Annotated in this window: 27 protein-coding genes and 1 tRNA gene; 13 read left to right on the forward strand and 15 right to left on the reverse strand. The window is 55.7% G+C overall.

Going from position 1 to position 26,668, the window contains the following annotated elements; genetic code table 11:
* Nucleotides 1–193 precede the first annotated feature (193 nt).
* The 3 genes from uvrB to HGO37_RS01190 all read left to right on the forward strand — a co-directional run bounded on the left by uvrB (nucleotide 194) and on the right by HGO37_RS01190 (nucleotide 4,526).
* Complete coding sequence (gene uvrB / locus HGO37_RS01180; protein ID WP_250981797.1) at nucleotides 194–3,106, forward strand: excinuclease ABC subunit UvrB; 2,913 nt, start codon at nucleotides 194–196, stop codon at nucleotides 3,104–3,106.
* A gap of 88 nt (nucleotides 3,107–3,194) precedes the next feature.
* The gene (locus HGO37_RS01185) at nucleotides 3,195–4,163 is read left to right on the forward strand and encodes an alpha/beta hydrolase (RefSeq protein ID WP_250981798.1); all 969 of its coding nucleotides are present in this window, start codon (nucleotides 3,195–3,197) and stop codon (nucleotides 4,161–4,163) included.
* A 156-nt stretch (nucleotides 4,164–4,319) separates the two neighbouring features.
* On the forward strand, nucleotides 4,320–4,526 hold the full coding sequence (locus tag HGO37_RS01190) for a hypothetical protein (protein WP_250981799.1): 207 nt from the start codon (nucleotides 4,320–4,322) through the stop codon (nucleotides 4,524–4,526).
* A gap of 15 nt (nucleotides 4,527–4,541) precedes the next feature.
* Here the strand turns inward: HGO37_RS01190 and HGO37_RS01195 are convergent, their stop codons facing one another.
* Nucleotides 4,542–4,958 carry a DUF1801 domain-containing protein gene (locus HGO37_RS01195; protein ID WP_250981800.1) on the reverse strand — a complete coding sequence of 139 codons (417 nt, stop codon included), beginning with the start codon at nucleotides 4,956–4,958 and terminating at the stop codon, nucleotides 4,542–4,544.
* A 187-nt stretch (nucleotides 4,959–5,145) separates the two neighbouring features.
* Here HGO37_RS01195 and HGO37_RS01200 point away from each other — a divergent pair, with 187 nt between their 5' ends.
* The 3 genes from HGO37_RS01200 to HGO37_RS01210 all read left to right on the forward strand — a co-directional run bounded on the left by HGO37_RS01200 (nucleotide 5,146) and on the right by HGO37_RS01210 (nucleotide 6,897).
* Nucleotides 5,146–5,625 carry a PRC-barrel domain-containing protein gene (locus HGO37_RS01200; RefSeq protein WP_192488600.1) on the forward strand — a complete coding sequence of 160 codons (480 nt, stop codon included), beginning with the start codon at nucleotides 5,146–5,148 and terminating at the stop codon, nucleotides 5,623–5,625.
* A 158-nt stretch (nucleotides 5,626–5,783) separates the two neighbouring features.
* Nucleotides 5,784–6,218 carry an ACT domain-containing protein gene (locus HGO37_RS01205; protein ID WP_250981801.1) on the forward strand — a complete coding sequence of 145 codons (435 nt, stop codon included), beginning with the start codon at nucleotides 5,784–5,786 and terminating at the stop codon, nucleotides 6,216–6,218.
* Between the two features lie 82 nt (nucleotides 6,219–6,300).
* A complete protein-coding gene (locus HGO37_RS01210; RefSeq protein ID WP_250982379.1) occupies nucleotides 6,301–6,897 on the forward strand; it encodes a DUF922 domain-containing Zn-dependent protease in 597 nt (198 codons plus the stop codon).
* A 27-nt stretch (nucleotides 6,898–6,924) separates the two neighbouring features.
* Here the strand turns inward: HGO37_RS01210 and HGO37_RS01215 are convergent, their stop codons facing one another.
* Entirely contained in the window at nucleotides 6,925–7,545 is a 621-nt protein-coding gene (locus HGO37_RS01215; protein WP_192488599.1) for a J domain-containing protein, read from the reverse strand.
* 365 nt (nucleotides 7,546–7,910) lie between these two features.
* Here HGO37_RS01215 and HGO37_RS01220 point away from each other — a divergent pair, with 365 nt between their 5' ends.
* The 3 genes from HGO37_RS01220 (at nucleotide 7,911) to HGO37_RS01230 (ending at nucleotide 9,010) form a co-directional block, all read left to right on the forward strand.
* Nucleotides 7,911–8,267, forward strand: coding sequence for a nuclear transport factor 2 family protein (locus tag HGO37_RS01220; RefSeq protein ID WP_250981802.1), 357 nt, complete (start codon nucleotides 7,911–7,913; stop codon nucleotides 8,265–8,267).
* Nucleotides 8,268–8,390: 123 nt separating this feature from the next.
* A tRNA-Thr gene (locus HGO37_RS01225) sits at nucleotides 8,391–8,466 on the forward strand.
* A gap of 220 nt (nucleotides 8,467–8,686) precedes the next feature.
* Nucleotides 8,687–9,010 (forward strand): hypothetical protein, encoded by a 324-nt coding sequence (locus HGO37_RS01230; RefSeq protein WP_250981803.1) that lies wholly within the window; start codon nucleotides 8,687–8,689, stop codon nucleotides 9,008–9,010.
* A 34-nt stretch (nucleotides 9,011–9,044) separates the two neighbouring features.
* On the opposite strand, the gene HGO37_RS01235 is transcribed toward HGO37_RS01230, so the two are convergent.
* Nucleotides 9,045–10,154 carry an endonuclease/exonuclease/phosphatase family protein gene (locus HGO37_RS01235; protein WP_250981804.1) on the reverse strand — a complete coding sequence of 370 codons (1,110 nt, stop codon included), beginning with the start codon at nucleotides 10,152–10,154 and terminating at the stop codon, nucleotides 9,045–9,047.
* Nucleotides 10,155–10,386: 232 nt separating this feature from the next.
* Here HGO37_RS01235 and HGO37_RS01240 point away from each other — a divergent pair, with 232 nt between their 5' ends.
* Entirely contained in the window at nucleotides 10,387–11,133 is a 747-nt protein-coding gene (locus HGO37_RS01240; RefSeq protein WP_250981805.1) for a GGDEF domain-containing protein, read from the forward strand.
* 35 nt (nucleotides 11,134–11,168) lie between these two features.
* Here the strand turns inward: HGO37_RS01240 and HGO37_RS01245 are convergent, their stop codons facing one another.
* The 5 genes from HGO37_RS01245 to HGO37_RS01265 all read right to left on the reverse strand — a co-directional run bounded on the left by HGO37_RS01245 (nucleotide 11,169) and on the right by HGO37_RS01265 (nucleotide 17,238).
* Complete coding sequence (locus HGO37_RS01245; RefSeq protein WP_250981806.1) at nucleotides 11,169–12,197, reverse strand: ABC transporter ATP-binding protein; 1,029 nt, start codon at nucleotides 12,195–12,197, stop codon at nucleotides 11,169–11,171.
* The gene (locus HGO37_RS01250; protein WP_250981807.1) at nucleotides 12,185–13,879 is read right to left on the reverse strand and encodes an ABC transporter permease; all 1,695 of its coding nucleotides are present in this window, start codon (nucleotides 13,877–13,879) and stop codon (nucleotides 12,185–12,187) included. The genes HGO37_RS01245 and HGO37_RS01250 overlap by 13 nt, the downstream gene beginning before the upstream one ends.
* A gap of 8 nt (nucleotides 13,880–13,887) precedes the next feature.
* A complete protein-coding gene (locus HGO37_RS01255; RefSeq protein ID WP_250981808.1) occupies nucleotides 13,888–14,871 on the reverse strand; it encodes an ABC transporter substrate-binding protein in 984 nt (327 codons plus the stop codon).
* An 89-nt stretch (nucleotides 14,872–14,960) separates the two neighbouring features.
* On the reverse strand, nucleotides 14,961–15,794 hold the full coding sequence (locus HGO37_RS01260) for a PhzF family phenazine biosynthesis protein (protein ID WP_250981809.1): 834 nt from the start codon (nucleotides 15,792–15,794) through the stop codon (nucleotides 14,961–14,963).
* 199 nt (nucleotides 15,795–15,993) lie between these two features.
* Complete coding sequence (locus HGO37_RS01265; RefSeq protein ID WP_192488591.1) at nucleotides 15,994–17,238, reverse strand: aminotransferase-like domain-containing protein; 1,245 nt, start codon at nucleotides 17,236–17,238, stop codon at nucleotides 15,994–15,996.
* A 298-nt stretch (nucleotides 17,239–17,536) separates the two neighbouring features.
* Between HGO37_RS01265 and HGO37_RS01270 the strand changes: the two genes are divergently transcribed.
* Entirely contained in the window at nucleotides 17,537–17,989 is a 453-nt protein-coding gene (locus tag HGO37_RS01270) for an RbsD/FucU family protein (protein ID WP_250981810.1), read from the forward strand.
* Between the two features lie 59 nt (nucleotides 17,990–18,048).
* Here the strand turns inward: HGO37_RS01270 and HGO37_RS01275 are convergent, their stop codons facing one another.
* The 4 genes from HGO37_RS01275 to HGO37_RS01290 form a co-directional block, all read right to left on the reverse strand.
* Complete coding sequence (locus HGO37_RS01275) at nucleotides 18,049–18,438, reverse strand: nuclear transport factor 2 family protein (RefSeq protein WP_250981811.1); 390 nt, start codon at nucleotides 18,436–18,438, stop codon at nucleotides 18,049–18,051.
* Nucleotides 18,439–18,734: 296 nt separating this feature from the next.
* Nucleotides 18,735–19,754 (reverse strand): ketol-acid reductoisomerase, encoded by a 1,020-nt coding sequence (ilvC, locus tag HGO37_RS01280; protein ID WP_250981812.1) that lies wholly within the window; start codon nucleotides 19,752–19,754, stop codon nucleotides 18,735–18,737.
* A gap of 70 nt (nucleotides 19,755–19,824) precedes the next feature.
* Nucleotides 19,825–20,448, reverse strand: a complete 624-nt coding sequence (locus HGO37_RS01285; RefSeq protein ID WP_192488587.1) for a TetR/AcrR family transcriptional regulator — start codon at nucleotides 20,446–20,448, stop codon at nucleotides 19,825–19,827.
* A 160-nt stretch (nucleotides 20,449–20,608) separates the two neighbouring features.
* A complete protein-coding gene (locus HGO37_RS01290; protein WP_250981813.1) occupies nucleotides 20,609–21,013 on the reverse strand; it encodes a winged helix-turn-helix transcriptional regulator in 405 nt (134 codons plus the stop codon).
* Nucleotides 21,014–21,174: 161 nt separating this feature from the next.
* Here HGO37_RS01290 and HGO37_RS01295 point away from each other — a divergent pair, with 161 nt between their 5' ends.
* Nucleotides 21,175–22,059, forward strand: a complete 885-nt coding sequence (locus HGO37_RS01295) for an SDR family oxidoreductase (RefSeq protein WP_250981814.1) — start codon at nucleotides 21,175–21,177, stop codon at nucleotides 22,057–22,059.
* Between the two features lie 160 nt (nucleotides 22,060–22,219).
* On the opposite strand, the gene HGO37_RS01300 is transcribed toward HGO37_RS01295, so the two are convergent.
* A complete protein-coding gene (locus tag HGO37_RS01300; RefSeq protein ID WP_250981815.1) occupies nucleotides 22,220–23,128 on the reverse strand; it encodes an AraC family transcriptional regulator in 909 nt (302 codons plus the stop codon).
* A gap of 188 nt (nucleotides 23,129–23,316) precedes the next feature.
* On the opposite strand from HGO37_RS01300, the gene HGO37_RS01305 reads away from it, so the two are divergent.
* Nucleotides 23,317–24,363, forward strand: coding sequence for an NAD(P)-dependent alcohol dehydrogenase (locus tag HGO37_RS01305; protein WP_250981816.1), 1,047 nt, complete (start codon nucleotides 23,317–23,319; stop codon nucleotides 24,361–24,363).
* An 82-nt stretch (nucleotides 24,364–24,445) separates the two neighbouring features.
* Here HGO37_RS01305 and HGO37_RS01310 read toward each other — a convergent pair whose 3' ends face one another.
* Together HGO37_RS01310 and HGO37_RS01315 are read right to left on the reverse strand one after the other, a co-directional pair.
* On the reverse strand, nucleotides 24,446–25,711 hold the full coding sequence (locus HGO37_RS01310; RefSeq protein WP_250981817.1) for an NAD(P)/FAD-dependent oxidoreductase: 1,266 nt from the start codon (nucleotides 25,709–25,711) through the stop codon (nucleotides 24,446–24,448).
* A gap of 83 nt (nucleotides 25,712–25,794) precedes the next feature.
* A complete protein-coding gene (locus tag HGO37_RS01315; RefSeq protein WP_250981818.1) occupies nucleotides 25,795–26,550 on the reverse strand; it encodes a pyridoxine 5'-phosphate synthase in 756 nt (251 codons plus the stop codon).
* Nucleotides 26,551–26,668 lie beyond the last annotated feature (118 nt).

A 26,668-nucleotide genomic window follows, 5' to 3' on the forward strand; every position in this document is an offset into this window, starting at 1 on the left:
GCTTTTTTGCGAAGCAGATGCCCTGATGTAGAAGGTATCGGCTCCATTCTTTCACCTGCCGCCCGGCAATGAAAACGGAGGATAAAACACGCCAGCATTCGTTCGGTTCCATGCGGGGCGACGTTTCCTTTTTGTACTCATTTTTTCATTGCCGCCCCTTCCTTTTTGGGCGGACTCTCTCCATATTCCGGGCATGGCCAAATCTCCGAAAAAACCCACCGACCAGACCTCGCGCTCCGATGGCTTTGCTGAAATGCCGCAGGCACCTTTTGAAGGTGCACCGCTTTCCGGCAGCGTGGCCGATTGGGTAAAGCAGCTTGAAGCCGAAGCCGAAGCATCCTCGGTTGAAACCCAACGTGAGATTGCCTCCAAGGCGGGCAAGCACCGCAAGAAGATCGAGATCGAAGCCCGCAAGGCTGCAATCGATGAAGCGGCTAAGACTGCAAAAGGCAACAAGGCCACATCTCAAAAGACATCGCGCGGTGTGTCGATTGGCGCATCCAACGACCCCAAGACCCGTGCAGCTGCCGGTCTGAACCCGGTTGCCGGTCTCGATGTCAGCCTTGAAGAAGCAGAAAACCTCGCCACCGGTGCGGTCACGGCCACGGTGGATGCGCTGTCGAAGCTGATTGAAAGCGGTAATCCGCTGTTCAAGGATGGCAAATTGTGGACCCCGCATCGTCCTGCTCGCCCGGCTAAATCCGAAGGCGGCATTACGATCCGCATGCAATCGGATTTCGAACCTGCCGGTGATCAGCCAACCGCCATTGCCGATCTGGTCGAAGGCATCAATTCGGGAGAACGCTCGCAGGTTCTTCTCGGCGTGACCGGTTCGGGCAAAACCTTCACCATGGCCAAGGTGATTGAGGCAACCCAGCGCCCTGCGGTTATTCTTGCCCCGAACAAGACGCTGGCCGCACAGCTTTATTCCGAGTTCAAGAACTTCTTCCCCGACAATGCGGTGGAATATTTCGTTTCCTATTACGATTATTACCAGCCGGAAGCCTATGTGCCGCGCTCGGATACCTTCATCGAAAAGGAATCGTCGATCAACGAACAGATCGACCGTATGCGCCACTCCGCCACCCGCGCCATTCTGGAGCGTGATGACTGTATCATCGTCGCTTCGGTCTCCTGCATTTACGGTATTGGCTCGGTGGAAACCTACACTGCCATGACTTTCCAGATGCAGGTGGGCGACAAGTTGGACCAGCGTCAGCTTCTGGCCGACCTCGTGGCACAGCAATATAAACGGCAGGACATCAACTTCGTGCGTGGTTCCTTCCGTGTGCGCGGTGACACGATTGAAATCTTCCCGGCCCACTTGGAAGATGCTGCTTGGCGCATTTCTATGTGGGGCGATGAAATCGAAACCATTACCGAATTCGACCCATTGACCGGTCAGAAAACCGGCGATCTGCAATCGGTGAAGATTTACGCCAACTCGCACTATGTCACGCCGCGCCCGACGCTGAATGGCGCCATCAAGTCGATCAAGGAAGAGCTGAAGGGCCGCCTTGCCGAACTGGAAAAGGCTGGCCGTCTGCTCGAAGCGCAGCGTCTGGAACAGCGCACCCGTTACGATATCGAAATGCTGGAGGCCACCGGCTCCTGCGCCGGTATCGAAAACTATTCCCGTTACCTCACCGGCCGTAATCCCGGTGAGCCACCACCGACGCTGTTTGAATATATCCCTGACAACGCGCTGCTATTCATCGACGAAAGCCACGTCTCCGTCAGCCAGATCGGCGGCATGTACCGAGGCGACTTCCGTCGCAAGGCAACGCTGGCGGAATATGGCTTCCGCCTGCCCTCCTGCATGGACAACCGTCCGCTGCGGTTCGAGGAATGGGACGCCATGCGCCCACCAACCATCGCCGTGTCGGCAACACCTGGCTCCTGGGAAATGGAAGAGTCCGGCGGCGTTTTTGCCGAACAGGTCATTCGCCCCACCGGCCTTATCGATCCGCCGGTCGAGGTTCGTTCTGCCCGCACGCAGGTTGACGATGTCTTGGGTGAAATCCGCGAGACTGCGCAGGCCGGATACCGCACGCTGGTGACGGTTTTGACCAAACGCATGGCGGAAGACCTGACCGAATATCTGCACGAGCAAGGCGTACGCGTGCGCTACATGCACTCGGACATCGACACGCTGGAGCGTATCGAAATCATCCGTGATCTGCGTCTTGGTGCCTTTGACGTGCTGGTTGGTATCAACCTGCTGCGCGAAGGTCTCGACATTCCAGAATGCGGTTTTGTCGCCATTCTCGACGCCGACAAGGAAGGTTTCCTGCGTTCGGAAACATCGCTCATTCAGACCATCGGCCGTGCCGCCCGTAACGTTGATGGCAAGGTTATCCTCTATGCGGATAACATCACCGGTTCGATGAAACGCGCGATGGAAGAAACCAGCCGCCGCCGTGAAAAGCAGATGGCCTACAATACCGAACACGGCATTACGCCGGAATCGGTCAAGGCGCGCATCTCCGATATTCTTGATTCAGTTTATGAGAAAGATCACGTAAGGGCTGATATTTCTGGCGTTTCCGGCAAAGGCTTTGCCGATGGCGGCCATCTGGTTGGCGCCAACTTGCAGGCACATCTCAACGCGCTGGAAAAACAGATGCGCGACGCAGCAGCCGATCTCGACTTCGAAAAGGCCGCCCGTCTGCGCGACGAAATCAAGCGCCTCAAGGCTGTCGAACTGGCGGCAATGGACGACCCTATCGCCAAGGAGGAATCCAAGGCGCAGGAAGGCATCAGACGCGCCGCGCAGGCCACCCGTGAATCCCTGTTCCAGAAACCATCGCTGGATGACATGGGACCGGGCACGGACACCGCCAAGCCGTTGTTCCGCAAGAACACGCTCGACGAAATGACTGTCGGCCGAACTGAAAAGCCAGTGCGTGGTGACGTTCCCGAAAAACCGGCAAGTGAGGGCGGCAAGCGTTTCTCACCCCTTCTCGAAGGCCAGCCGGAAAAACGCACTGACGACCCTCGCCCAATCACTCGTGCCAAACCCGGCGTAGGTTCCTATGAAGATGCCGTGGACGAAAAACAGCGCAAGGGCCGCACAAAAGGCAAGACCGGTAAACCGGGGCGTTAACCACAAACATGCAGCGTAGGAACCCAACCTACCCGTAAACGTTGCTGAACTTTGTTGGGAACCCGCGAACCCGCAAGGGAGAGACGGTATGACGCGAAAAAATCTGGCAACCCTTTGCCTTTTCCTGTCCTGCGGATCTGCCTTTGCCGGGCAGATCGAAGACGCCACCTTCAGCAGCAAGGCACTCGACGCCGATCTTTCAGTCAACATCTACCAACCGGACGGCGAACCACCGGAAAACGGCTGGCCGGTGCTGTATCTGTTGCACGGCCATGATGGAGACCAGAACAGCTGGCGCGATCTCGGCAACATCCAGAAAACACTGGATGGCATGATTGCCTCAGGCACCATCCGTCCGCTGGTCGTGGTCATGCCGGGCGCAAAGAACAGCTGGTATGTCGACTCATCAGCAGTTGGCGGACCGGGTGATTACGAGACAGCCATAACGGGCGACCTTCACTCGCATGTGGAAAAGACGCTTCCTGTTCGTCAGGACAAGCAGGGTCGCGCCATAGCTGGCCTGTCTATGGGTGGGTTTGGCGCGCTGCGTCTAGCCTATGACCACGAAGATCTTTTCACAGCTGTCGCCAGCATGTCCGGCGCAATCTGGCAAAACGTACCAGCCGAAGATCTCGATAAAACGCCCGCCGAACTGAAACTCATTCAGGACAGCGCCTTTTTCCATCGGGTTGACCGCACGACGATCACCAGCGGCATCGTCCTGCCATCAACCGGCGATCATTTCTCCGGCGCTTTTGGTACGCCATTCGACGCGCGGTTGTTCAATGAAAAGAACCTATTCACTCTGGTCGCGCAACATGTCGTGGAAGGACAGGACTTGCCGGCCACTTATCTCACGGTTGGCGACGATGACGGCTTTTTTTTCTGGCGCGGCGCCGTTGCCCTGCATGAAACATTACAGGCTGACAATCGCACATCGGAATTGCGTATCACTGACGGCGATCACGTCTGGACCGTCTGGAAGACCTCAATCATCGATGTGCTGAAATTCATCGACAGCAAATGGGATAGCGACAAGGCTGTTGCCGAGAATTAGCCGCAGATATTCACCTTCTATTTGCCAATTTTGCCGAGCATTTGGCGCCTACGTGCCCAGCAGTCGCATAAGTCGTATTTTGCTATTATGCGTTAAACCTGCATCAACCCCTTGCTGGCATATCTCCACCCAAAGCAAAAAGGAGACATGCCTCATATGATGATCGGTTTTAAAAACACCCACAATCAAACCGTCTACGTCAATCCGGCACAGGTGCTTTACGTCGGTGCATTCGAAGAGGACGTGTCTATTATCGCCATGGCGCTGGCAATCTCCGGCGGCAAACCTCTGATGCTGCATGTCCGTGGCAGTGTTGATCTGGTGCAGCAGAAACTCTCCGGCACGTTCCCGTCGCGTACATAAGTTTTTCTGGACGCCTTATGATGATCCCGCTTTTTTTGTAGAGCGGGATGATTTTGATTTATGAGAGACATTTCTCTCTGCGGCCGCACGAATGAGCGCCCTCAAAGCCTCTTCATCGATCACATCATCCTCATGAAAATCGATTGCGCGGCGCGTATTGCCCTCAAGGCTGGAATTAAACAGCCTGGCGGGGTCCGCGACTGACGCACCATGGGCAAAGGTCATCTTGACCACATTTTTGTAGGTCTCGCCGGTGCAGATAATGCCGGCATGTTCCCAAACAGGCACGCCGCGCCATTTCCATTCTTCGATTACCTCGGGCACCGCCTGTTTTATCAGTGCGCGAATTTTCGCAAGCTTTGCACCACGCCAGTCACCCAACTGTTCGATCCTCTCGTCGATCAAAGCAGATGGATCACCCTTGTCGTGCACATGGTTCTGTTTTTATCCGACATGATTGTCACCTGTACCCTCGGGAACCGCGTCATGATCTCAATCCTCTCATAGCGTATTTCAGATCATGCTGACGTTCTAATCTACATTTTTTGCTGGAACCAAAACAATGCCTATCCGTTACTTCCCCGAACATAGCGTTCGATACTGAAAGGGAAGAAACATCATGAAAAACAAGGTTTTCGCACTGGCTGCTGCTGCAGTCCTCACCTCCTCTGTTGCCTTTGCACAGACAGCGACAACCCCGGCTGCACCGTCCGCTGCCGCCCCTGCAGCTGCTGGCGCTGACGCCACTCTGGCCGGCCCCGGCATCACAATGGGCATGACGCCAAATGGTCCGCTGAAATTCGTCAACGTGCAGAAAACCGATCTGACCGCCTCCCAGCTGGAAGGCCTGGATATCTACAACGCAGCCGGTGACGACATTGGCGAGATTGAAGATGTGGTGATTGGTGACGGCAAGTCGGTGATTGGCCTTGTCGCCAGCGTCGGTGGCTTCCTTGGCATCGACAAGAGCTATGTGGTGCTCGATCCGGCCTCGGTTGCTGTCCAAAACGACAATGGCACATGGAAGGCCTATGTCGACACAACAAAGGAAGCGCTCGAAGCCGCTCCTAAACTGGATTACGACAAGCTGGACGACTGATCCCCCTTGTCAGCTCCAGCGAAAAGCCTCTGCTGAAAAGCAGGGGCTTTTTTCGTTTAGAATGCCGCCCCGCTAATCGACGCGACTTTGATGTTGCTTGATAATCAACAACAGACAGGCCATCGTCGGTTCATCTTGATTTGCTGGAGATTACAAATTTGCCGCCGGATACATCGACAGGAGCAGTCGTTCAGGATCGTGCCGGGATGATTGCGGGCATGACGCCGACGCTTGATACAGAGACCTATATTTTCTGCGCACTGCCCCCGTCCGGCACAGACCAACAGATTATCGTCGACGCGCTGGCCACTTTCCGTGAAGCTGAGGGGATCAGCCTCATCATGCCGCTCGACAAAGCTATATCGCTGGACCTGCCAATGACCCAGCCGCCAATGTCTCGAATTACTCTTGAGGTATATTCGTCTCTTGAAGGTGTCGGTTTGACCGCCGCGGTATCCACTGCACTGGCTGACAAAGGCATTGCCTGCAATATGGTGGCCGCCTTACATCATGACCATGTGTTCGTGCCGCACGACAGGGCAAACGAGGCCATGGATATTCTGCGCGCTTTGCAAACATCGGCCTCGCGATAGGCTGGCGATACATCTTTCGACGAAACCTGCGGTCGGTGCGTGGGTTGCTGATATGGAACCCCGAGTGATCAAGATCCGCGACATGAAAAAAACCGCCATCCCTGCCCTTCTGGCATTGCTGGCTTTGCCCGCTGCCGCTCATGCCAACAACTGGCGCCCGGCAGAACAGATCAAACCCTATACGGTGCGCGGTTCAACCGGCATGGAGCTGTACCAGTCGATCGGCGCTCGCGGACCCGAGGCAGGCTCCGGCCAGGCCATCGCCTATACCACCTTCAAACTGACCTGGCGCCGGGATTACCGGCCACTGCCGGATGGTGCCTGTGTGCTGGCCTCCGCCCGGCCCAATCTCACCATCATCTACAGCTGGCCCAAACCCGCTACAAAACTGTCTGGGGCAATGGCAGACAGCTGGCAAACCTTTATCCGCGGCGTCGAGACGCATGAACGCGTTCATGGCGAACACATTCTCGACATGGTCCAGAAAATCGAGGCTTACAGTGTAGGCCTGAGAGCCGAAAACGACCCCAAATGCCAGAAGGTTCGGGAAGTGCTGCAAAAGCGGCTCGGTGAACTGTCCAACGAACAGCGTCGTCGCAGCAGTGATTTCGACCGGGAGGAAATGTCACCCGGTGGCCGGGTGCACCAACTCATTCTGGCGCTGGTCAATGGACCGTAATCCAATGACAGACAATCGGCAGGCGGTTTATTCCGCCGCCTCTGCCTTCAGCGTCACGACGCGTTCCATCATCTCGATCTCGTAGGAATAGCCTTCCAGCATGGTATAGGCCTGCTCAATGGCCTCGATCTGCGCTTCGGCATTACGAATGGCCTCGGCGATGGATTGGCTGCGAGAACGCAGCATCGAGCCGAGCACATCGGTTTCCGGCTTTTTGCCCAGCCGGTCCATATGTTTGCGCACGCGGGTGCGATGACGCTCAAGCTCGAGAATGTGGAAACGGCTTTTGAGAATATCGTCCGTCAACTTGCGGCGCATGGCCGCAACAGGATCGAAACTGCCCGGCTCGCGCTCATCCAGAATGAACTCGTTGACCAGTGTTTCCAGCATCAGCAAACCTTTGAGATCCTTCGGGTCTGCCAGCTGGGGATCATAACCGGTGTCATCGAACACCTTTCGGCGCACCGGGTCCTTCAAAAGATCATAGGCTTTTTGCAGGCTGGAGAATTGCTCGGTATCGCCGCCACTATCCGGATGCGCGTTTTTTGCCAGCTTGCGATAGGCAGCCTTGATCGCTGCCTCATCCGCATCACGCGCCACACCAAGCAAAACATAGGGATCGATCAACACAGCACCTGTTTTACGCATTCACACCAAGGGCGACGATCCACCCGCATGAAGCAGACCATACGCAATTTTCACGCCCGACGGCAGTCCTTGATGTCAGTTTTCACGACAAACCTGCCATGCCCGTGGTGATAAGCCCACCATCAGCCATGACATTTCAAAGCGGAAAACACGCTTTAACCGCAATTTTGTCAGGCGCATGTCCATCTTGCCAACAATGCCGACAAAACTGTGGAAACCGAACCGTGATAGATACGCAGCTCGTGAAAAGCCCAGAAATCAGCGGGTTATGGCGAAACCATCCTTTCAGGTGTATGGTGCATTCCAACTCAAGTTGACTGACCAAGACATACGAATGGAAGAAACATAAACGCGAGGCCAAAACGATGCCCGGTTCCATTTCTGAGACTGTCGTTGATTACGTAAACGCGATGACCTTTGCCGATGAGGACAGGTTACGGGAAATTTTCGATCCGCGAGCCGCTATTGTCGGCAATTATCAGGGCGGCATAGAGTGGCTGTCGCTCAGTGATTTCATCGACCAAATCAAATCAGTTGATTCTCCGTCACCGGACCAAGAGCCGGATTATGAGATTCTGGGCATTGATACCGCTGGCGAGACCGCGTCCGTCAAACTGCGCGATAGTTTTGCAGGTGCGAACTTCACCAATTATCTCTCACTGCTACAAATCGACGGTAAGTGGTTGATCGTCCACAAGCTTTATTATCTGCACGAGGAGTGAGATTTTACCCTGACAAATCCCCCATTTCTGGTTTGCGAACAAAAAAATGCATGTTCGGCATGCTTATTTTCAATTTTCGCTTTACACAGAAAAAGAATCTGGTAATTCCACACGCACTGGATTGCCCTTGTAGCTCAGTTGGTAGAGCACCTGATTTGTAATCAGGGGGTCACGAGTTCGAACCTTGTCGGGGGCACCAGTTTTTCTCTTAAAATTCAAAGAATTGCGTCGCGCCTCGAGTGCGCGGGCGACGCTGTTCAATTCCTTGATTTTGCGAAACTCCCAAATTCACGACTGCTAAAAATACCTATGCCGCTCCCTCATTTGGGTGACGCTACCCGCTACGGCGACTGTTAGGTCGGGATTACCAGCACGCACATCAACGCTGGTTTCGCCCTTCCAACACAATGAGGCACTCAATGATATCTCGCCGTATTCTTGTTACCGCATTTATCTCTGCACTTGTTGCGCTGCCGGTTTCGGCGGCTGAAACCACATTTGACGGCACATGGTCTGGCAAATGGGGTGGAAAATCATCCGGCACGGTGCGCATCAAGAATAACAAGGTTGTCGCCTATTATTTCCAGGGCAATCCGCAGCGCATCGGCGGCACGAAGATTTCCGGTAACAAGCTGAGCTTTGGCTCCGGTTACTCCATCACCATGATTCTGAACGGCAAAAACTCCGCGCAAGCCAATTACAGCGGCAACGGCACCGCCTCAGCCACGCTCGTCCGCAAATAATCTCGATTACCAACCCGCACGCCGCGCTGGTTCATCACTCCAGATCCAGGGTCATCACGACAGGGCAGTGGTCAGAAGCCTTGGGCCTGTCCCAGCCAGTGCGCGGATAACGGTCCACCGCCTGCCCTGGCGGAAAAATGGTGCGATACGGCTGGCCATTGCGAATAATGTCCGGCACCTGGTTTGGGTTGAGGCTGGCAAGGCGCGGTGATAGCCAGATGTAATCAAGCTGGCACAGATGCTGTTCCTGTGGTCCGCGCGAATGATACAGCGTCCACCGGTCCATCACATCACGGCGCAGCATCGGATTGATGGCAAAACCATCGGCACTCAGCACATTCAATGCGCTTTCATCCTCGTTGACGGGCGTAAAGGTGTAGCCCTTGCGCCGGTCACCGTCGATCAGCACCTTTTCCTGATAGTCGTTCATGTCGCCACAAATGGCGAAATTCATGTCGCGCGCCTTGCCTGCGCCAAAGCGGCTTTCAATAATATGGCGCACGGCTTTCAACTCGGCCTGCCGGATGGCCATGGTGCCAAGTCGCGCATCCGTCGATTCGCGAGAATTGGTCATCGATTTCAGATGCACTACGTAAAGCGTGAAGGGTTTGCCGCCGATACGCAGGTCGAGTTCCAGGCAGTCGCGTTTGAAGATCTTGTCATCTGGCTGGTTGGTGACAGCGATATCGGCGTTAAAGAGATGCAGGTCGCGGTACGTCAGTGCCGCATGGCTTTTGATATCCACCAGTTCGATGCGTTGCCCGTCGCGGGTTTCTTCGCGCATGATGACGGCGACATCGATGCCGCGGCTGTCATTGCCCTCCACCAGATATTTCTGGCGATAGCCGTTACCGACCATACGAAACAGATAGCCATATTCGAAGGCCTGCAAGGCCGCCATGTTGTCCACTTCCTGCAGGCAGAGGATGTCAGCATCCGCATCAGCTATCGCCAGCGCCGAAAGCTGGCGGGTATCGTCGGTGGAAGATACCAGACGCGCGCTTTCCAAGGCCTGATAGGTCGCCTCGTCACGGATTTCGAAAAGCTGCATCGCCCTGTCGCGGCGGGTCTGGTTGCGAAAGCCTGTAAAATCAAAGCGGGTGAGCAGGTTTTCGATGTTGAAAGTGGCAAGCCTGAGCGACATGAATCATTCCCGTTTATGCAACAACAGCAACTTAGAACCTTAGCTGTTCGGCGGGCAAGAGAACATGCATTCCATTGGCGATGAGGATTTGAGCCGTCAGAAGAGGGGTCAAAAACCATGCTAGTGGATAATGCACCAATTAAATACGAAAACGTCGCAATTTAACGGTTCCGTTCAGACAATTTAAAACTGCGGCATGGTTAGTCCCGGATCGAATGGAACCAAAAGATCAATGATTGATTTTCGGATTATCACACTCAAGGCTCTGGCCACGGGAATATTCGCATTAGGCGTGACCCTGCTGATATCTGTGACATTCGTTCCCATGATGGGAGGCAAGCTTGCGGGCGCTGGACTGATCATGACGATCATCTGCCCGCTTGCAAGCGCAATCCCCATGTCGGCCCTTCACTACTGGAATACTGCAAGACTGCGTCTGGCCCGCAAGGAAGCGGCAGAAGCGCGCGACGAGTTGGCCGTTGCCTATGAGCAATTGCGGATGTCATCGCGTCTTGATCCGCTGACCGGCCTTCTCAACCGCGCCACCTTCATGGGCGAACTGGAAAAGGCAAGCCTGGGACAAAAAAGCGGCGGCCTGCTGTTTTTCGATCTCGATTACTTCAAGACACTCAACGATACCTATGGTCATGCCACTGGCGATGCAGCGCTACGCCGTGTAGGCCAGTTGGTGTCGCGCATGAGTGCAGATGACGACATTGCTGGCCGTATCGGTGGCGAGGAATTTGCAATGTTCCTGCCCTTCCTCAAACGGCAAGACATTACCGAGGCGGCGGAAAAAATCCGCGTCGCCATCGCCAACCTGAAGGTCACGACCACAGATGGCCACGATATCGGGCTGAGCGCCAGCTTCGGTGTCGCCTATTGCGAAACCGGTTTTGACCCATCTCGCATGTTGCAGGTGGCCGATGCCAACATGTACAGCGCCAAACGTCAGGGTCGTAATCTGGCGGTCAGCTAAAGCCTGACAGACTGTTGCCGTCAGGCTTTTTTCTGCTACAGCCGCCAGGCGGCTCTGATGGCAACCGGAATAAAATCACCAACATTTGCAGCATCGCGACTATAAGCACGCAGGCTCTGGCCATCTGGCAGTTTCAGGCGCAGCGCATAACGCTCCCCTTCATAAAGAGATGACGTAACACGGCAACGGATACCGTCTGCGTCCTGCACCACATCCTGCGGGCGAACTAAGATATCACCGGTTGGAGACGAGCCTTTTTCCCTGGCGAAAGCCGGTGCCAGAACGCCCCAGTCCAGTTCGCGACTGTCCTGCTCCGGCAAAGCCAGTGAGACGATCGCTCCCTGCCCGACCAGTGAACCGACCAACCGCCCTTCCGGACGGGCATAAAGCTCCGCTGGTGGTGCCACCTGCAACAGCTTGCCTTGAGACATCACCGCCACATCGGTTGCCAGCGCCATGGCCTCGGACTGGTCATGGGTGACGTAGATCATCGTGGCACCGGAACTGATATGGAACTCACGGAAGGTCTCTTCCATCTCCTGACGCAGATGCCGGTCGAGATTGGCCAAGGGCTCATCCAGCAACACCACATCCGGCTCGGTCACCAGGCACCGTGCCAGTGCCACACGCTGGCGCTGGCCACCGGAGAGTTCTGACGGGCGACGATTGGCGTAATTTTCCAGTCGCACCGCCGCCAGTGCGGCAGCCACCTTGCTGCGATACCGCTCACCGGAGATGCCGCGCACCTTTAGCGGATAACCAGCATTGTCAGCCACCGTCATATGCGGCCACAGCGCGTAGGACTGAAACACCATCGCCATGTTGCGGCGTTCTGGTGGCACCATGCTACCGGCGTCGGCCAACACACGCTCGCCCAGCAGAATGGAACCATCGCTTGGCTGCTCGAAACCGGCAATCATGCGCAGCACCGTTGTCTTGCCGCAACCGGAAGGCCCCAGCAGCGCCAGAAAACCGCCATCACGAATGGTCAGCGAGACATCGTCCACCGCAGGTTTGCCAGTGCCGAAGTCCTTGGACAAACGGTTGAGGATCAGTTTTGCCACGGTACAACTCCCTTCGGCAATTTGCGCCCAAGCAGTTCCAGAAGCAGCATGAGAATGATCACCATGGCCACAACAAGAACGGACAGTGCAGAGGCAAGATCGAAACTGCCGCTATCATCAAGATTGTAGATAACCACCCCAAGCGTCTGGGTGCCGGCGGACCACAGCAGCGCAGACACCGTCAGCTCATTACAGGCGATCAGAAAGACCAGAATAATCGACGCCCCAGCCGCCGGGGCCACCAGCGGCAGGATGATATCCTTCAACCGGCGCCAGAACCCCGCCCCAGCCAACCGGGCTGCCTCTTCCAACGCAGGATCGAATTGCGAGAAGGCACCAACCATTGGCTTGAGGCTGACGGCAAAGAACGACGAGAAATAGGCCAGCAGAATAATCCAGATCGTTCCGTAAAGCGTCACGCCAACAAAGGGCAACGGTGCGGCCAGAAGCAGGATGAAGGCCACGGCAATAACGATGCCCGGCAAGGCATAGGGAATATCCACCAGCGCCGACAGGATGAACATGAAGCGGCTTTTTGCCCGTACCAGAAAGTATGCGGTCAGCAATGTCACCAATAGGAGACCTGCTGCCGTAACACTGGCGAGGAACATCGAATTCAGGAAGGCAGTACGCGTCGAGGCCTGCCGGAACAGGATTTCCTCATAGGCATGCAAGGTTGCTGTCTTGAAGCTGAGTGGCACACCATAGGCCGGTGCAAGCGAGCTTGCGACAAGGGCTGCCAGCGGCGCAACCAGAATGAAGAAGATGGCAAGCCACAACAACACTTCGAGCGGCAAACGCCAGGAGTGTAGCCGGAAGGTCGCGACCTTGCCCGACAGACCGATGATACGGTAATCGCGGCCCTTCATGGCTCTTTCCTGCACCGCAAGACCGGCCACCGAAATAATGGCAATCATGCCCGACAACATGGCGATGTCGCCAAATGTGCTGGTGCCGAAGCTGGCAAAGCGGCTGTAGATCAGCGTCGGCAGCGTGAAAATCGAGGCCGGGATGCCGAGAATGGCCGGAATGCCGAAATTGCCAACGCCAGAGACAAAAGCGATGGCCGCACCGGCAATCAGCCCCGGTGTCGACAAAGGAAGAATAACGTCTTTCAGCACGCGCCATGAGGTGGCGCCCGACAGGCGGGCAGCCTCGATACCATCCTGTGGCAGTGCCAGCAGGCCGGCCCTGAGGGACAGATAGACCAGTGGGGCGTGTTGTACGCCAAGCAGCAATGCAATGCCGCCAATCGAATAAAGCGGTTGTGGTGAACCCAGAGCTGGCGCGAGGCCAATGGCCTTCAACAACGTGCTCGATGGGCCCGTCATGCCAATCCACGACAGGGCCGTTACCTGTGGTGGGATCATCATTGGCAACATGAACAGGAAGCTCATGGCAGCCTTGCCGCGCACGTCGCATAGCGTCAGTGCCAAGGCGAAACCGCCGCCAATGACAACGGAAATGATCATGCCAAGAAATGAGGTGACCAGACTGTTCAACACCGCGCGCCACAGGGCAGGATCAGTCAGCAATGGCCATAAGTCACCATTCAGTGACGATAGAATTCCGGTATAGGCAAGACGCCCCAGCGGCAGGGCGCTGAGGACGAAAACCACCCACATCACAAAGGGAAACAGCCAGCGCGGCTGGCTGTTTTCTGATGCATTCAAAACGGACATAATGTGATTTAGCCGTTCGAACCGAAGATGTCGGAGAAGGTCTTCAGGTCTTTCTCGGAGTTCTTGAGAGCTTCCGGAGCATTGATTGGCAGAACCTTGATCTTGTCGCGGGCCGGGAAACCTTCTGGCAGAGCAACGTCGTTGCGTGCTGGAATGTAACCAAGCTTCAGGAAGCCTTCCTGTCCGTCCTTGGACAGAACGTAATCAACGAACTTCTTGGCAGCGTCAGCATGCTTTGTTGTGGACAGAATGCCAACCGGCTCGGTCACGGCCGAAACACCTTCTTCAGGGAAGATGAATTCAATCGGTGCGCCCTTGGCCTTTTCACGGATTGGCATGTAGTCAACCACAACGCCATAAGCCTTTTCGCCAGAGGCCACAGACTTCAGCACACCACCGTTACCACCAGCGGCAACCGCACCATTTTCCTTGAGCGCCTTGTAGTAGTCCCAGCCAAGGCTGTCGACGCCAGCCAGCGTCTGCGCGTGAATGAGAGCAGCACCCGAGGTCAGCGGGCTTGGCATAGTCACCATGCCCTTGGCTTCCGGCTTTTCGAGATCCTTCCAGCTGGTTGGCTTCATCGCAGCGGCAGTGTTGTACATGATGCCGGTGGTGATCAGCTTGGTGGAGTAGTAATAACCATCGGCGTCATACAGCGAAGCGTCGAGATTGGCGGCTTCCGGCGACTTGTAGGCCATCAACTGGCCAGCCTGCTTCATGCGCTCCAGGGTTACCGTGTCGGCAATCAGCAGAACGTCGGCAACCGGATTGCCGGCTTCGATTTCCGCCATCAGCTTTGCCATGATCTTTGGCGTTCCGTCGCGAACCCACTCGACGTCGAGGCCGGGATTGGCAGCCTTGAAGCCATCGACGGTAGCCTGCGCATCCTCATTTGGCTGGCTGGTGTAGAGCACCAGATCAGCAGCGTTGGCGCTGCCAACAATCATGCCAAACGAAACGAGAGCAGTGAAAGCGGAAAGAAGGGTTTTCATGGGTCCATTCCTGTTATGAGGTGGCCCCGCTAAAACACATATCTATAACATGTATGTGACAGTCCATTTTTCAGGCCTGTCAATATACCTCATATGACAACACTACCTTCGATAACGCCGGTCACCTCACCAGCGATCCAGATGTCGTCATCCAGCTTCTCGACATAGACGCGCCCGGCACGACCAAGCACCGTGCCCTGACTTGCGACATAGCGTTGTGGCGCAACACCTTTGTCCATCAGCCACTGGGCAACACCGGCATTGAGACTGCCGGTGACAGGGTCTTCGCAGTTGTCGCAAAATGCCCGCAGCTCAAAATCGGTTTCGACACCGTCCTCATGGGTGCATGGCGCGACCACACCGACTTGAAAATGTCCAAGTGCCGCGTAATCCGGCCGAATATTCAAAACATCCGCTCTGGTTTTCAACAGCAATGACAGCCAGCCCGGACCATTGTCCGTCCAGTTTGCGTCGACAATGGCGCTGGATGCCACGCCAAGGGCCGCTGCTACCGTCGCAAGTGTTGCGGCATCGACAGTCCCGGATTTGCGCAAAGGCGGTGCGGCAAATGCCGGCCTGCCGTCACTGATGCGGATACGCACCAGCCCTGCCCCACACTCCTGCACAACGTCCTCCATTCCGGTTTTGCCATGATGGGCAAGCCAGACATGGCAGGAGCCAAGTGTTGGATGACCGGCAAAGGGCAACTCACCAACTGGCGTAAAAATCCGCACGCGGTAATCAGCACCATCAACTGTCGGTTTCAGCAGAAACGTCGTTTCGCTGAGGTTGGTCCAGTTTGCAAAGGCCGCCATTTGCGCGTCCGAGAGATTATCGGCATCGCAGACCACCGCCAGCGGATTTCCCTTGAATGGCTGTGAGGAAAAGACATCGACCTGATGAAAGGCATGTGTTTGGGTCACGAAGAATTTCCTTGGGAAACGGGCGTCAGATGGTCCGTCATTCATTCATGCAGGCACAGGCAGGTGCTGCCGCGGAAACTGACAATGACGAAGAAAAACAATTGCCGGCAAACGCGGACATCCGGCAAAATGAGGCTTGAAACCGCAGATGAAAGGCAGCGGGATACTGTTCCCGCTACCCTCACCCATCAACAACCAATCAGATGATTGGCATCGTCGCGCTGGTTGTCGCTTCTGCACCGGCAACCAGACGACCAAGGCGCTTGATGCCCTCGTCGATCATCTGCTCGTTGGCGCAGGAGAAGCTGATGCGCAGCGTGTTGCTGCCCGAACCATCAGCAAAAAATGCCTTGCCCGGCACGAAAGCAACGCGCTCGCTCGACAGCGACTTGGCCAGCAATTCAGCACCGTCGATGCCTTCTGGCAGTGTTACCCAGATGAACATGCCACCTTCCGGTTTTGTCCAGCGAGCGGTCTTCGGCATGTATTTTTCAAGGGCTGCCAACATGGCATCACGACGGGCGCTGTAGGTTGCCTTGATCTTGGCGACCTGCTTGTCGAAACCGCGCGAAGCAACATGTTCAATGGCCATCTGGTTGATGGTCGAGGAATGCAGGTCAGCAGCCTGCTTCATCAGAACCAGCTTGCGGATGACCGGCATGGAGGCAACAACGAAACCAACGCGCAGGCCTGGTGCCAGCGTCTTGGAGAAGCTGCCGCTGTAGATGGTACGGGTATTTTCAATGCCGCCGCTGCGCTCAATATCGAGTGCCAGGATCGGTGCAATTCCTTCGCCGTCAAAACGCAGGTTCTGATAGGCAGCGTCTTCGAGAACGGCGATATCCAACTCATCGGCCAGTTCCAGCAGCTTCTTGCGGTCTGCAAGGCTGACGGTTTCACCGGTCGGGTTGGAGAAGTCGGCAGACAGATAGGCAAATTTCACCGAACCACCGGCCTTGGTGGCGTTTTCACGGTAGGTTTCCGGTGTGCGGTTGCCGCCCGGGTTCAACTGGTCATAGGTCGGCTCATAGGCGTTGAAGGCCGAGAGAGCGCCAAGATAGGTTGGCCATGTCACCAGCGCAGTATCCTTCGGCGACAGGAACAGCTTGCCGAGATAATCGAGCGCCTGCTGCGAACCGGAGGTGATGAAAACATTGTCCACGGAGCATTCAATGCCGATCTTCGCCATGTCGGCAACGATCCATTCGCGCAGCGGCTTGTAGCCTTCGCTGACGGAATATTGCAGGGCAGAATTTACCTGTGCACCGGAAAAAATATCGGAATATGCCTGCTTGAATTCCTGATCTGGGAACAATGCAGGGTCGGGAATGCCGCCTGCAAACGAGATGATATCCGGCTGCTCGAGCAGTTTCAGCAGCTCACGGATTTCCGACGCCTTCATGCGCGAAGAGCGCGTGGCGAAAATATGTTCCCAATCAAGCATGGGTACGTTTCCTCTTGTTTCGTTTTTTGTGCTTTTATCTTTATAGAAAACTCGAAAGGTCAGCAATGCTGACTTATCGAATTTTGGTACTATTTTTCGACTCTACGACGCACTCCCAAATGCAGCCGCACACTCCATTACAACTCCCTTTAAGACTTAACAATTCCCAACTGTCAGCAGTTGAACGGTGCACTTACCTGCCCCCATCAGCCAAACAATGGCCAATCACGCATTGACGAAACGGTAATTTACGGGTCGATTGCACGGCAACTGATTTGCATTTTTCGAGGAGGATAGAATGCTCAAGAATATCGACCCGGCGCTCAATGCCGACGTACTGCACGCGCTGCGCGCCATGGGTCATGGCGATACGCTGGTCATTTCCGACACCAACTTCCCGTCCGACAGCGTGGCACAACACACCGTAGTCGGTCAGGTCTTGCGCATGGAAAACATTTCCGCTGCCCGCGCCATGAAGGCAATCCTTTCGGTTCTGCCGCTGGACACCCCCTTGCAGCCATCCGTCGGCCGCATGGAAGTGATGGGCGCACCGGACCAGTTGGAGCCTGTGCAGGCCGAAGTGCAGAAAGAAGTTGATGCCGCCGAAGGCAAATCTGCCCCTATGTATGGCATTGAGCGCTTCAAGTTCTACGAAGAAGCCAAAGATGCATATTGCGTGATCACCACGGGTGAAACCCGTTTTTACGGCTGCTTCATCCTGACAAAGGGTGTCATTCCACCATCGGCCTGAGTGTGGTCCGCTGCACCAGATGAAAAACTGGATGAGCGGCCACCTGCCCGCTCATTCCTTCAATCCGGGATTGGCGTGCCCTGATGAAAACGCAACTGCCAACCGGCACCCTCCCGGCTCCAGATTGACGATCGGTTGGCGCGCTCGATGTTCTCACCATATCTGACTTCGCTGACGTAAGTCACCTGCACGACATCCGCAGACAGATGACGCGCATGGAATTCTGGTAGCGGAATGGTCGCATCAATCACTTCAGCAGAATGCGGATCAAAAAACATCTCCGCACGCGCATAGGTCCTGCCTGAGCGGCCGAATTCAAAAAAGTCGGCAGCAAACACCTTGTCCATCAACGCGTTGTCAAAACGGCTCCCACCGATCCACAGACACTCTTCCAGCCTGCGGATGGCATCCAAATCTTCTTTTGTTAGAGACACATCTGCGTCGCGCATAAGGCTGCCCTGTCTGTTTTATCGGGGTTTATCAGACCAGTTTTTACCGGGTTTCACAATAAAGGAAGCAGTGACTAGCCACTACCTCCCTCACCCCTGTGCTCGTCACAGGGGTCCAGTCATCCCAAGTCTTTGGGATGAAAAGACTCTTCCGTCGCGCAGACGCGCGACGCTGGATTCCTGTAACAAGTACAGAAATGAAGAGTGGTGAACGTTGACGCAAGACAGTAAGCCACACAACGAAAAAGGCCGGAGCTTTCGCCCCGGCCTTTATCAATTCAACCTAAGCAAATGGCTTAGTTAACAGCCTTGTCGACCAGCTTGTTCTTGCCGATCCATGGCATCATGCCGCGCAGCTTTGCGCCAACTTCTTCGATCTGGTGAACATCGTTCATGCGGCGGATGCCCTTGAAGCGTGCGCCACCAGCCTTGTATTCCTGCATCCAATCAGACGTGAACTTGCCGGTTTGGATGTCCTTGAGGACGCGCTTCATTTCAGCCTTTGTTTCAGCAGTGATGATGCGAGGACCGGTCACGTATTCGCCCCACTCCGCAGTGTTGGAGATGGAGTAGTTCATGTTGGCAATGCCACCTTCGTAGATCAGGTCTACGATGAGCTTCACTTCGTGCAAGCACTCGAAGTAAGCCATTTCAGGTGCGTAACCGGCTTCGGTCAGCGTTTCGAAACCAGCGCGGATCAGTTCAACCAGACCGCCGCACAGAACAACCTGCTCGCCGAACAGGTCGGTTTCGCACTCTTCGCGGAAGTTGGTTTCGATGATGCCGGAACGGCCGCCACCAACGCCACAAGCGTAGGACAGAGCAACTTCAAGAGCGTTGCCGGAAGCATTCTGGTGAACAGCAACGAGGCAAGGCACGCCGCCGCCCTTCTGGTATTCGCCGCGAACCGTGTGGCCTGGGCCCTTTGGTGCGATCATGACAACGTCAAGCGTGTCCTTTGGCTCGATGAGGCCGAAGTGAACGTTGAGGCCGTGTGCGAAAGCAATCGCTGCGCCGTCACGGATGTTGCCAGCAATTTCTGCCTTGTAGATGTCGGCCTGCAGTTCGTCCGGCGTTGCCATCATCAACAGGTCTGCCCACTTTGCAGCCTCTGCAACGGTCATGACCTTGAAGCCGTCAGCTTCTGCCTTCTTGATGGTCGGCGAACCGGCCTTCAGCGCGATAACGATATTCTTCTGGCCGCTATCCTTGAGGTTGAGCGCATGGGCGCGGCCCTGCGAGCCGTAACCGACGATGGCGACATTCTTCGCCTTGATGAGGTTGAGATCGGCATCACGATCGTAATAAACGCGCATATCAGTTCCTTCTCTATGCTAATCAGGTTGAGACGGTGCGGGAAGGCAGCCCTGCCCCGCAGCCGCGTGATTATTTCTGCACACCATAGAGCGTCAGAAATGCCGTAACGGCCTTTCTTGCCCGTGGTGCGAAATCCTTTTCCGGTGCCTCGCCCAGCAGCATGCGAACATGCAGATCCGAGACGATAAGACCGTAAAACATGCGATAAGCCTCTTCGACGTCATCGATGCGAAGCAGGCCGGAGCGACGCCCCGTCTCCAGCAGAGCCTTGGCGCGACGGTCGATCTGGCGACGGCCGCGCTCCAGAAGCAACGTGCCAAGCTTGGAGCCGTCACGGCTGCTCTGCCCGACCGCCAGACGGTTCAGCGCCAGCGAAACATCGCCTGCCAGAACGTCCAGCAAATCATGGGCAAAAACGTCAAGATGTTCTTTCAACTGCTCGACGCTGAGGCGTTCGCCGGTACGCTCGATGGTGCGGACCTTGCTCTGCTGAAAGGTGATCATTGCAGCCAGCAGACCATCACGGTCGCCAAACCACTTATAGAGGCTTTCCTTGGAACAGTTGGCCGCGCGTGCCAGACCGGATGTGGTCAGCGCTTTATCCCCACCCTCGACAAGCAATTTCAAAGCCTGCTCCAGAACAGCGTTCTGACGCGGCGAAAATTCCTGTGTTGTGATTGGATCGGTGGTCACGGCATTCACTCCAGAAGTACGGATTAGTACCGTACAGTACGGTTCTGGCGATGGATAAGAGAATGCCTTCTCCGGGTCAAGATATTTTTTAAGGGAACGTTACGATTTGGCGCAGCGCAGCATAAAAGCTGCGACGCAAACAATCTCGCCTTCGCAGCAGTCAGGCAGCCTTGTCGAATTCAGCACGCGCAGTCCGCACGGCTTGCTGGTTTTCCAGCGCCCAAAGGATGACTTTCGACACAGGTTCATAAAGCGAATGCCCGAGCGGCGTCATGCGATATTCAACGCTTGGCGGTTTAGTCGGAAAAACCTCGCGTTCGACATAACCGTCGCGCTGCAGATCACGCAAAGTCTGCGTCAGCATCCGCTGCGAAATATCAGGCACCATGCGTCGCAACTGCCCGAAACGATAGGGTTTTTCGGCCAAGGCCTCCAAAAGCAGCGTTGCCCACTTGCCACCAATCTGGCTGAGAAGATCACGCACCGGGCAATTGTCGAAATCCAGCGCCGAATAATCTATAGTGCCACTGTTTTTGGGTTTGAAGCCAGAGGTCGGCGCATCCATGGTGGTTCCCTTTTGGTAACGATCTACCGCGAAAGTGCCTTCTTTACAGCACACGGTCAATTCCTATTTTAGCCTTGGTCTCTTTTTGAGAGCAGCAAAACAAGCCGCTACTCATGACACGCAAAACCAGCGCCACACGAAACCAAACAAGGAAACACGCCATGAGCAAAATTCTCGTCACCGGAGCAGCAGGCCAGCTTGGTAAGGCTGTCATTCAGCATCTTCTGGAGACTTACAAGGTGCCTGCATCCGATATCGTGCCCGCCAGCCGCGACACGTCCAAGCTCGCCGAGCTCGCGGCCAAGGGCGTTGAAACCCGCAAGGCCGATTTTGATGATGAAGCGTCTCTGACAACAGCCTTTTCTGGCATCGACAAGCTGCTGATCATCTCCACCGACGCTCTTGCCGTGCCCGGCCAGCGCCTCAAGCAGCATACATCAGCCGTCAATGCGGCCGCCAAGGCAGGCGTAAAACATGTGCTTTACACGTCCATGCCAAACCCGGACAAATCGCTGGTTACCTTTGCACCTGACCATCTCGGCACAGAACAGGCCGTGAAGGCGAGCGGCCTGCCCTACACCATCATCCGCAATGCCTGGTATAACGACAACTACCTGCATGCCATGCCGCACAACCTACAGACCGGACAGTGGTTCACCTCCAGCGGCACAGGCAAGGTTCCCAACATCTCGCGTGACGATTGCGCCCGTGCAGCAGCCGCTGCCCTCGCCAAGGGCAAGGCAGAAAACAAGACCTACACCATCACTGGTCCGCAGTCGCTGAATGCCGATGAGGTTGCCGCCCTGATCACCGCCGCTACCGGCAAACCGCTGGCCGTCGTGCAGATCAATGACGAGCAGTTGAAGCAGGGCATCGAAGGCGCAGGTCTTCCCGGCTTCGTCGCTGACATGCTGGTATCGGCTGATGCCAACATTCGCGCTGGCAACTTCGATGGCGTCACCAATGACTACGAAACGCTGACCGGTGAAAAGCCGCAGTCGCCGGCCGATTATTTCAAAGCCAACAAAGCAGCCCTGATCGGCTGATTGCATCAAGGTTTCTGTACGCACAAAAAAGGAGGCAGGCCAATACCTGCTTCCTTTTTGCATTTCGGTTTTGCTGTCGTGATTTACTCGAAGAAACCGCGCCAACAGATTCTAAACATGCCGGAATCGCCACGTATTAACCTTGCGGCATCCAGTCTCGTTATTCCGCAACCATACTTTCGCGTGACGCCTCGACATCGCGGGCTGGCGACAAGCCGTAAACACGGCTGTATTCTCGGCTGAACTGCGAGGGGCTTTGGTAACCGACACGGTGACCGGCAGTGCCGGCGTCCAGCCGCTCCAGCAACATCAACCGCCGTGCTTCCTGCAGGCGAAGCTGTTTCTGGTACTGCACCGGTGTCATTGCGGTGATTGCCTTGAAGTGGTGATGAAAGGACGACACACTCATGCCGACATGATCGGCAAGGTCTTCAATCCGTAACTGGCGGGCAAAGTTCTCGCGTAGCCAGGCAATGGCACGGGCAATGCGGTTGCCATGTGTGTCGGCGGCAACGATGCCCATCAACTGCTCACCAGCTGGCCCAGTCAACACGCGGTAGAGGATTTCCTCCTCTATCAGCGGCGCCATGGCAGGAATGTCGGATGGACGATCAAGCAAACGGAGCAACCTTGTGGTTGCATCGAGAAGTTCCGGTGTTGCCGCATTGACGACAATGCCACGCTGGCCGGTTGCAGTCTCCGCACGCCGCCGGATATGGGCGCGGGCCATAAGATCCAGCACTTTTTCGCCGCTGATAGCAAGCGTGATGCAGAAATGCGGAACCTGTTCGCTGGCCTCAACCACACGCCATGCGACAGGCAGGTCCAGCGAACTCAGCAGATAGTCACCCGCGGCGTAATTGATTGTGTCTGTGCCCAGTTGCAGGCTTTTAGCGCCTTGAATCACCATCGCAAGACAAGGACGGTAGCTACCGTGGCACGGTGCACTGGGTGACGAACGTTTGCTGATACCCAGACCGTCAACGGCCGTCTGCACCTCCCCGTCAACAGGCGCGTAACGCGCAGCGATCGAAGCGATTTCATGATAGGGGCTGAAAGGCAGCGTCATTGGTCAAGTCTCATCGAGAAAGAACGGATCCGGTAGGCTACATCTAGATTATGGCGGCCCTTTCGCAAAGGCCACACTCCTTCAATTTGCAGGATCGTGCAAAAAGGCTGGAGGATCGCTCTAACGGCAGAGCGCATTTTCATTGCAGTATCCGCCATCGATTTCCCAAACCTGAAAGGAAACTTCAGATGGCTATTGCAAGAGGTTATGCTGCGACGGATGCGTCGAAGCCACTCACTCCTTTTACCTTTGAACGTCGCGAGCCGAATGACGATGACGTTGTCATCGACATCAAATATGCGGGCATCTGCCACTCCGACATTCACACAGTTCGCAACGAATGGAAAAACGCCGTTTTCCCAATCGTTCCAGGCCACGAGATTGCCGGCGTCGTCAAGGCTGTCGGTTCTAAGGTCACACGCTTCAAGGTCGGCGATCACGTCGGCGTTGGCTGCTTCGTGGACAGCTGCGTCGGCTGTGCCACCCGCGATCTCGACAACGAACACTACATGCCAGGTCTGGTCCAGACCTATAACGACAACGATGCCGATGGACAAACCAGAACGCAGGGCGGTTACTCTGACCATATCGTTGTCAAGGAAGGTTATGTCCTGTCGATCCCGGACAACCTGCCGCTCGACGCTTCCGCACCACTGCTGTGCGCCGGTATCACGCTTTACTCGCCGCTTCGTCGTTGGGAAGCTGGTCCGGGCAAGAAGGTTGCCATTGTCGGCATGGGCGGTCTTGGCCACATGGGCGTAAAGCTCGGTGCTGCATTGGGCGCAGACGTGACCGTGCTGTCGCAGACGCTTTCCAAGCGTGAAGATGGCCTGAAGCTGGGTGCAAAGGAATATTATGCCACCAGCGACGCATCAACCTTCGAAAAGCTGGCCGGCACATTTGACCTGATCATCTGCACCGCAGGTGTGGCCATCGACTGGAACGCTTATCTCGGCCTGTTGAAGCCAAAGGGCAGCATGGTTGTGGTTGGCGCGCCTGAGCATGCCATTCCGGTTCACGCCTTCTCGCTTATCGTCGGCGCAAGAAGCCTGTCCGGTTCGATGATCGGTTCGATCAAGGAAACCCAGGAAATGCTCGATTTCTGCGGTAAGCACAACATTGTCTCGGAAATTGAAAAGATCGACATCAAGGACGTCAACGAAGCCTATGAGCGGGTGCTGAAGAGCGACGTTCGTTACCGCTTCGTCATCGACATGGCGACACTGCCAGCCTGATTGCCGACCAATGGCCTGAATCACAAGGGGCAGGATGCGATATGCATCCTGCCCCTTTCTCGTTTGTATCAGACGCGTGGTGTCACGCCTCGTCTTTGAGAGTTTCTTTCTGGGTAATCAGGCGGGCACTGTGCTGACCACTGAGATAGATCCACAACCAGCTCCACGCCACCGCAAGGCGCGAACGCGTGCCGATCAGGAAGTAGATGTGGGCAAGACCCCAGATCCACCAGGCAAGCCCGCCCTTGAGGCTGAACTTGCCGAAGTCGATAACGGCGGCACGTTTACCGATCGTCGCCAGATTGCCCTGATGCCTGTAACGAAACGGTGCTGTGAATGGCATGCCAGTCAGACGGGCAACAATGAGTCTCGCAACATAACTACCCTGCTGTTTTGCCGCTGGCGCGATACCCGGCACCGGCTTGCCGCTTTGCTGTGTTACGGCAGCCGTATCACCAATCACGAACACATCAGGATCGCCCTCAATGGTCAGGTCCGGCCCGACGATGGCGCGCCCTGCCCGGTCGGCGGCGATGCCAAGCCATTGCGCGGCGGGAGATGCCTGCACACCTGCCGCCCAGACCACGGTGCGGCACGCCACAAAACGATCTCCAATTGTCACACCTTCATCCGTGCAGGCTGTAACCGGTGTGCCAAGCGAAACCTGTACGCCAAGCTTTTCCAACGCATCCTTGGCATAGGCGGAAAGGTCTTCGGTAAACACCGGCAATACGCGTGGACCGGCCTCCACCAGAATGACCTTGGCCTTGGTGGTATCAACACGGCGGAATTCCGGTGGCAGAATTTTATGCGCCAACTCGGCAATCATGCCGGCCATTTCCACACCGGTCGGGCCAGCGCCGATAATGACGAAGGTCAAAAGCGCTTCGCGCTCCGCCGGGTCATTGCTGAGCTCGGCCTTTTCAAAGGCCAGCAGCAAACGACGGCGTAACGTCGTGGCATCCTCCAGGGTCTTCAGACCCGGTGCCACGCTTTCCCACTGGTCATTGCCAAAATAGGCATGGCGTGCACCGGTTGCCAGAACCAGCGTGTCGTAACCAATGTTTTCACCGGTCTTCAACTGCACGGTTTTTGCGGCACGGTCGACGCCGGTCACCTCAGTCAACAGGGTGGTGACCTCTTTGCGGTCCTTGTACAGCAGGCGAATAGGCCAGGCGATTTCGGATGTGGCGAGAACGGTGGATGCGACTTGGTAGAGCAGTGGCTGGAACAGGTGGTGATTGCGTCCGTCAATCAGCGTTATGCGAACAGGTGCGCCTTTCAGCCCATGTACAAGCTGAAGCCCGCCAAACCCGCCTCCGACAACAACGACATGATGTTCCTGCATAAAACTGCCCCTTGGTCATAATAAATAAAGCCCGCGCATGGGAATGCGCTGGCCCAATTTATAAAGCCAAAACTTGACGATAGTTATGAAATATCCTGACCGCAGGCGCGGCAAAAACGCCGCACCGTCTCGACCATGCCATATTCCAGAGCATCCGCAGTCAGTCCGTGACCGATGGAGACCTCGGCCAAATAAGGAATACGCTTGACCAGTGCCGGGAGGTTGGCAACCGTCAGGTCATGACCGGCATTGACCGCAAGCCCTAGCGCCTTGGCGTGATCGGCCGTCTGGCCCAAAGCCTCAAGCAGTACTGCCTCTTTTGCCGGATCGTCGTAACACCCGCCAAACGGGCCAGTGTAAAGTTCGATACGTGCGGCACCGGTCTCAGCAGCCAGTTCCACGGCAGAGCGGTCTCCGTCACCATCGGCAAACAGCGACACGCGCATGCCGTTGGCTTTCAGACGCGCGACGGTTTCTTTCAGGAGCCCTGAATGTTTGTGAAAATCCCAACCATGGTCCGACGTGGCCTGCGACGGATCATCCGGCACCAATGTCACCTGCTCTGGCTGGGTCTGTTCGCAAAGCAACAGAAATTCTTCCGTTGGATATCCCTCAATGTTGAACTCCGCCTGCGGGAACTCGTCATCAATCAGGGCGCGTAACACAGGCAAATCAGAAAACCGAATGTGGCGTTGGTCTGGCCGCGGATGTACTGTCAGACCGCTGGCACCGGCCTGAAGCGCCAGTCGACCAAAATGCTCGACATCCGGCCAGGGCAGATCGCGCCTGTTGCGCAGCATAGCTATGGCATTGAGATTAACGGATAAAGTGGTTGGCATGACGGCAGCCCTTGGAAAAGCAAATCAGGAGTGAGTACTCTCTTTTATCAAGGATGCAGTAACAGAAGGGCAACAACCAGAAAAAAATGTATTCGGCATGGAACAGAATCAGAAATGG

The sequence above is a fragment of the Rhizobium sp. CG4 genome, from assembly GCF_023701965.1.
Lineage (GTDB): Bacteria > Pseudomonadota > Alphaproteobacteria > Rhizobiales > Rhizobiaceae > Agrobacterium.

Bases quoted from the DNA above. Each gene is read 5' to 3' on its own strand.
- uvrB (WP_250981797.1), top strand. From the start codon at position 194: ATGGCCAAATCTCCGAAAAAACCCACCGACCAGACCTCGCGCTCCGAT.
- HGO37_RS01185 (WP_250981798.1), top strand. From the start codon at position 3,195: ATGACGCGAAAAAATCTGGCAACCCTTTGCCTTTTCCTGTCCTGCGGA.
- HGO37_RS01190 (WP_250981799.1), top strand. From the start codon at position 4,320: ATGATGATCGGTTTTAAAAACACCCACAATCAAACCGTCTACGTCAAT.
- HGO37_RS01200 (WP_192488600.1), top strand. From the start codon at position 5,146: ATGAAAAACAAGGTTTTCGCACTGGCTGCTGCTGCAGTCCTCACCTCC.
- HGO37_RS01210 (WP_250982379.1), top strand. From the start codon at position 6,301: ATGAAAAAAACCGCCATCCCTGCCCTTCTGGCATTGCTGGCTTTGCCC.
- HGO37_RS01215 (WP_192488599.1), bottom strand. From the start codon at position 7,545: ATGCGTAAAACAGGTGCTGTGTTGATCGATCCCTATGTTTTGCTTGGT.
- HGO37_RS01220 (WP_250981802.1), top strand. From the start codon at position 7,911: ATGCCCGGTTCCATTTCTGAGACTGTCGTTGATTACGTAAACGCGATG.
- HGO37_RS01230 (WP_250981803.1), top strand. From the start codon at position 8,687: ATGATATCTCGCCGTATTCTTGTTACCGCATTTATCTCTGCACTTGTT.
- HGO37_RS01235 (WP_250981804.1), bottom strand. From the start codon at position 10,154: ATGTCGCTCAGGCTTGCCACTTTCAACATCGAAAACCTGCTCACCCGC.
- HGO37_RS01240 (WP_250981805.1), top strand. From the start codon at position 10,387: ATGATTGATTTTCGGATTATCACACTCAAGGCTCTGGCCACGGGAATA.
- HGO37_RS01250 (WP_250981807.1), bottom strand. From the start codon at position 13,879: ATGTCCGTTTTGAATGCATCAGAAAACAGCCAGCCGCGCTGGCTGTTT.
- HGO37_RS01255 (WP_250981808.1), bottom strand. From the start codon at position 14,871: ATGAAAACCCTTCTTTCCGCTTTCACTGCTCTCGTTTCGTTTGGCATG.
- HGO37_RS01265 (WP_192488591.1), bottom strand. From the start codon at position 17,238: ATGCTTGATTGGGAACATATTTTCGCCACGCGCTCTTCGCGCATGAAG.
- HGO37_RS01270 (WP_250981810.1), top strand. From the start codon at position 17,537: ATGCTCAAGAATATCGACCCGGCGCTCAATGCCGACGTACTGCACGCG.
- HGO37_RS01275 (WP_250981811.1), bottom strand. From the start codon at position 18,438: ATGCGCGACGCAGATGTGTCTCTAACAAAAGAAGATTTGGATGCCATC.
- ilvC (WP_250981812.1), bottom strand. From the start codon at position 19,754: ATGCGCGTTTATTACGATCGTGATGCCGATCTCAACCTCATCAAGGCG.
- HGO37_RS01290 (WP_250981813.1), bottom strand. From the start codon at position 21,013: ATGGATGCGCCGACCTCTGGCTTCAAACCCAAAAACAGTGGCACTATA.
- HGO37_RS01295 (WP_250981814.1), top strand. From the start codon at position 21,175: ATGAGCAAAATTCTCGTCACCGGAGCAGCAGGCCAGCTTGGTAAGGCT.
- HGO37_RS01300 (WP_250981815.1), bottom strand. From the start codon at position 23,128: ATGACGCTGCCTTTCAGCCCCTATCATGAAATCGCTTCGATCGCTGCG.
- HGO37_RS01305 (WP_250981816.1), top strand. From the start codon at position 23,317: ATGGCTATTGCAAGAGGTTATGCTGCGACGGATGCGTCGAAGCCACTC.
- HGO37_RS01310 (WP_250981817.1), bottom strand. From the start codon at position 25,711: ATGCAGGAACATCATGTCGTTGTTGTCGGAGGCGGGTTTGGCGGGCTT.
- HGO37_RS01315 (WP_250981818.1), bottom strand. From the start codon at position 26,550: ATGCCAACCACTTTATCCGTTAATCTCAATGCCATAGCTATGCTGCGC.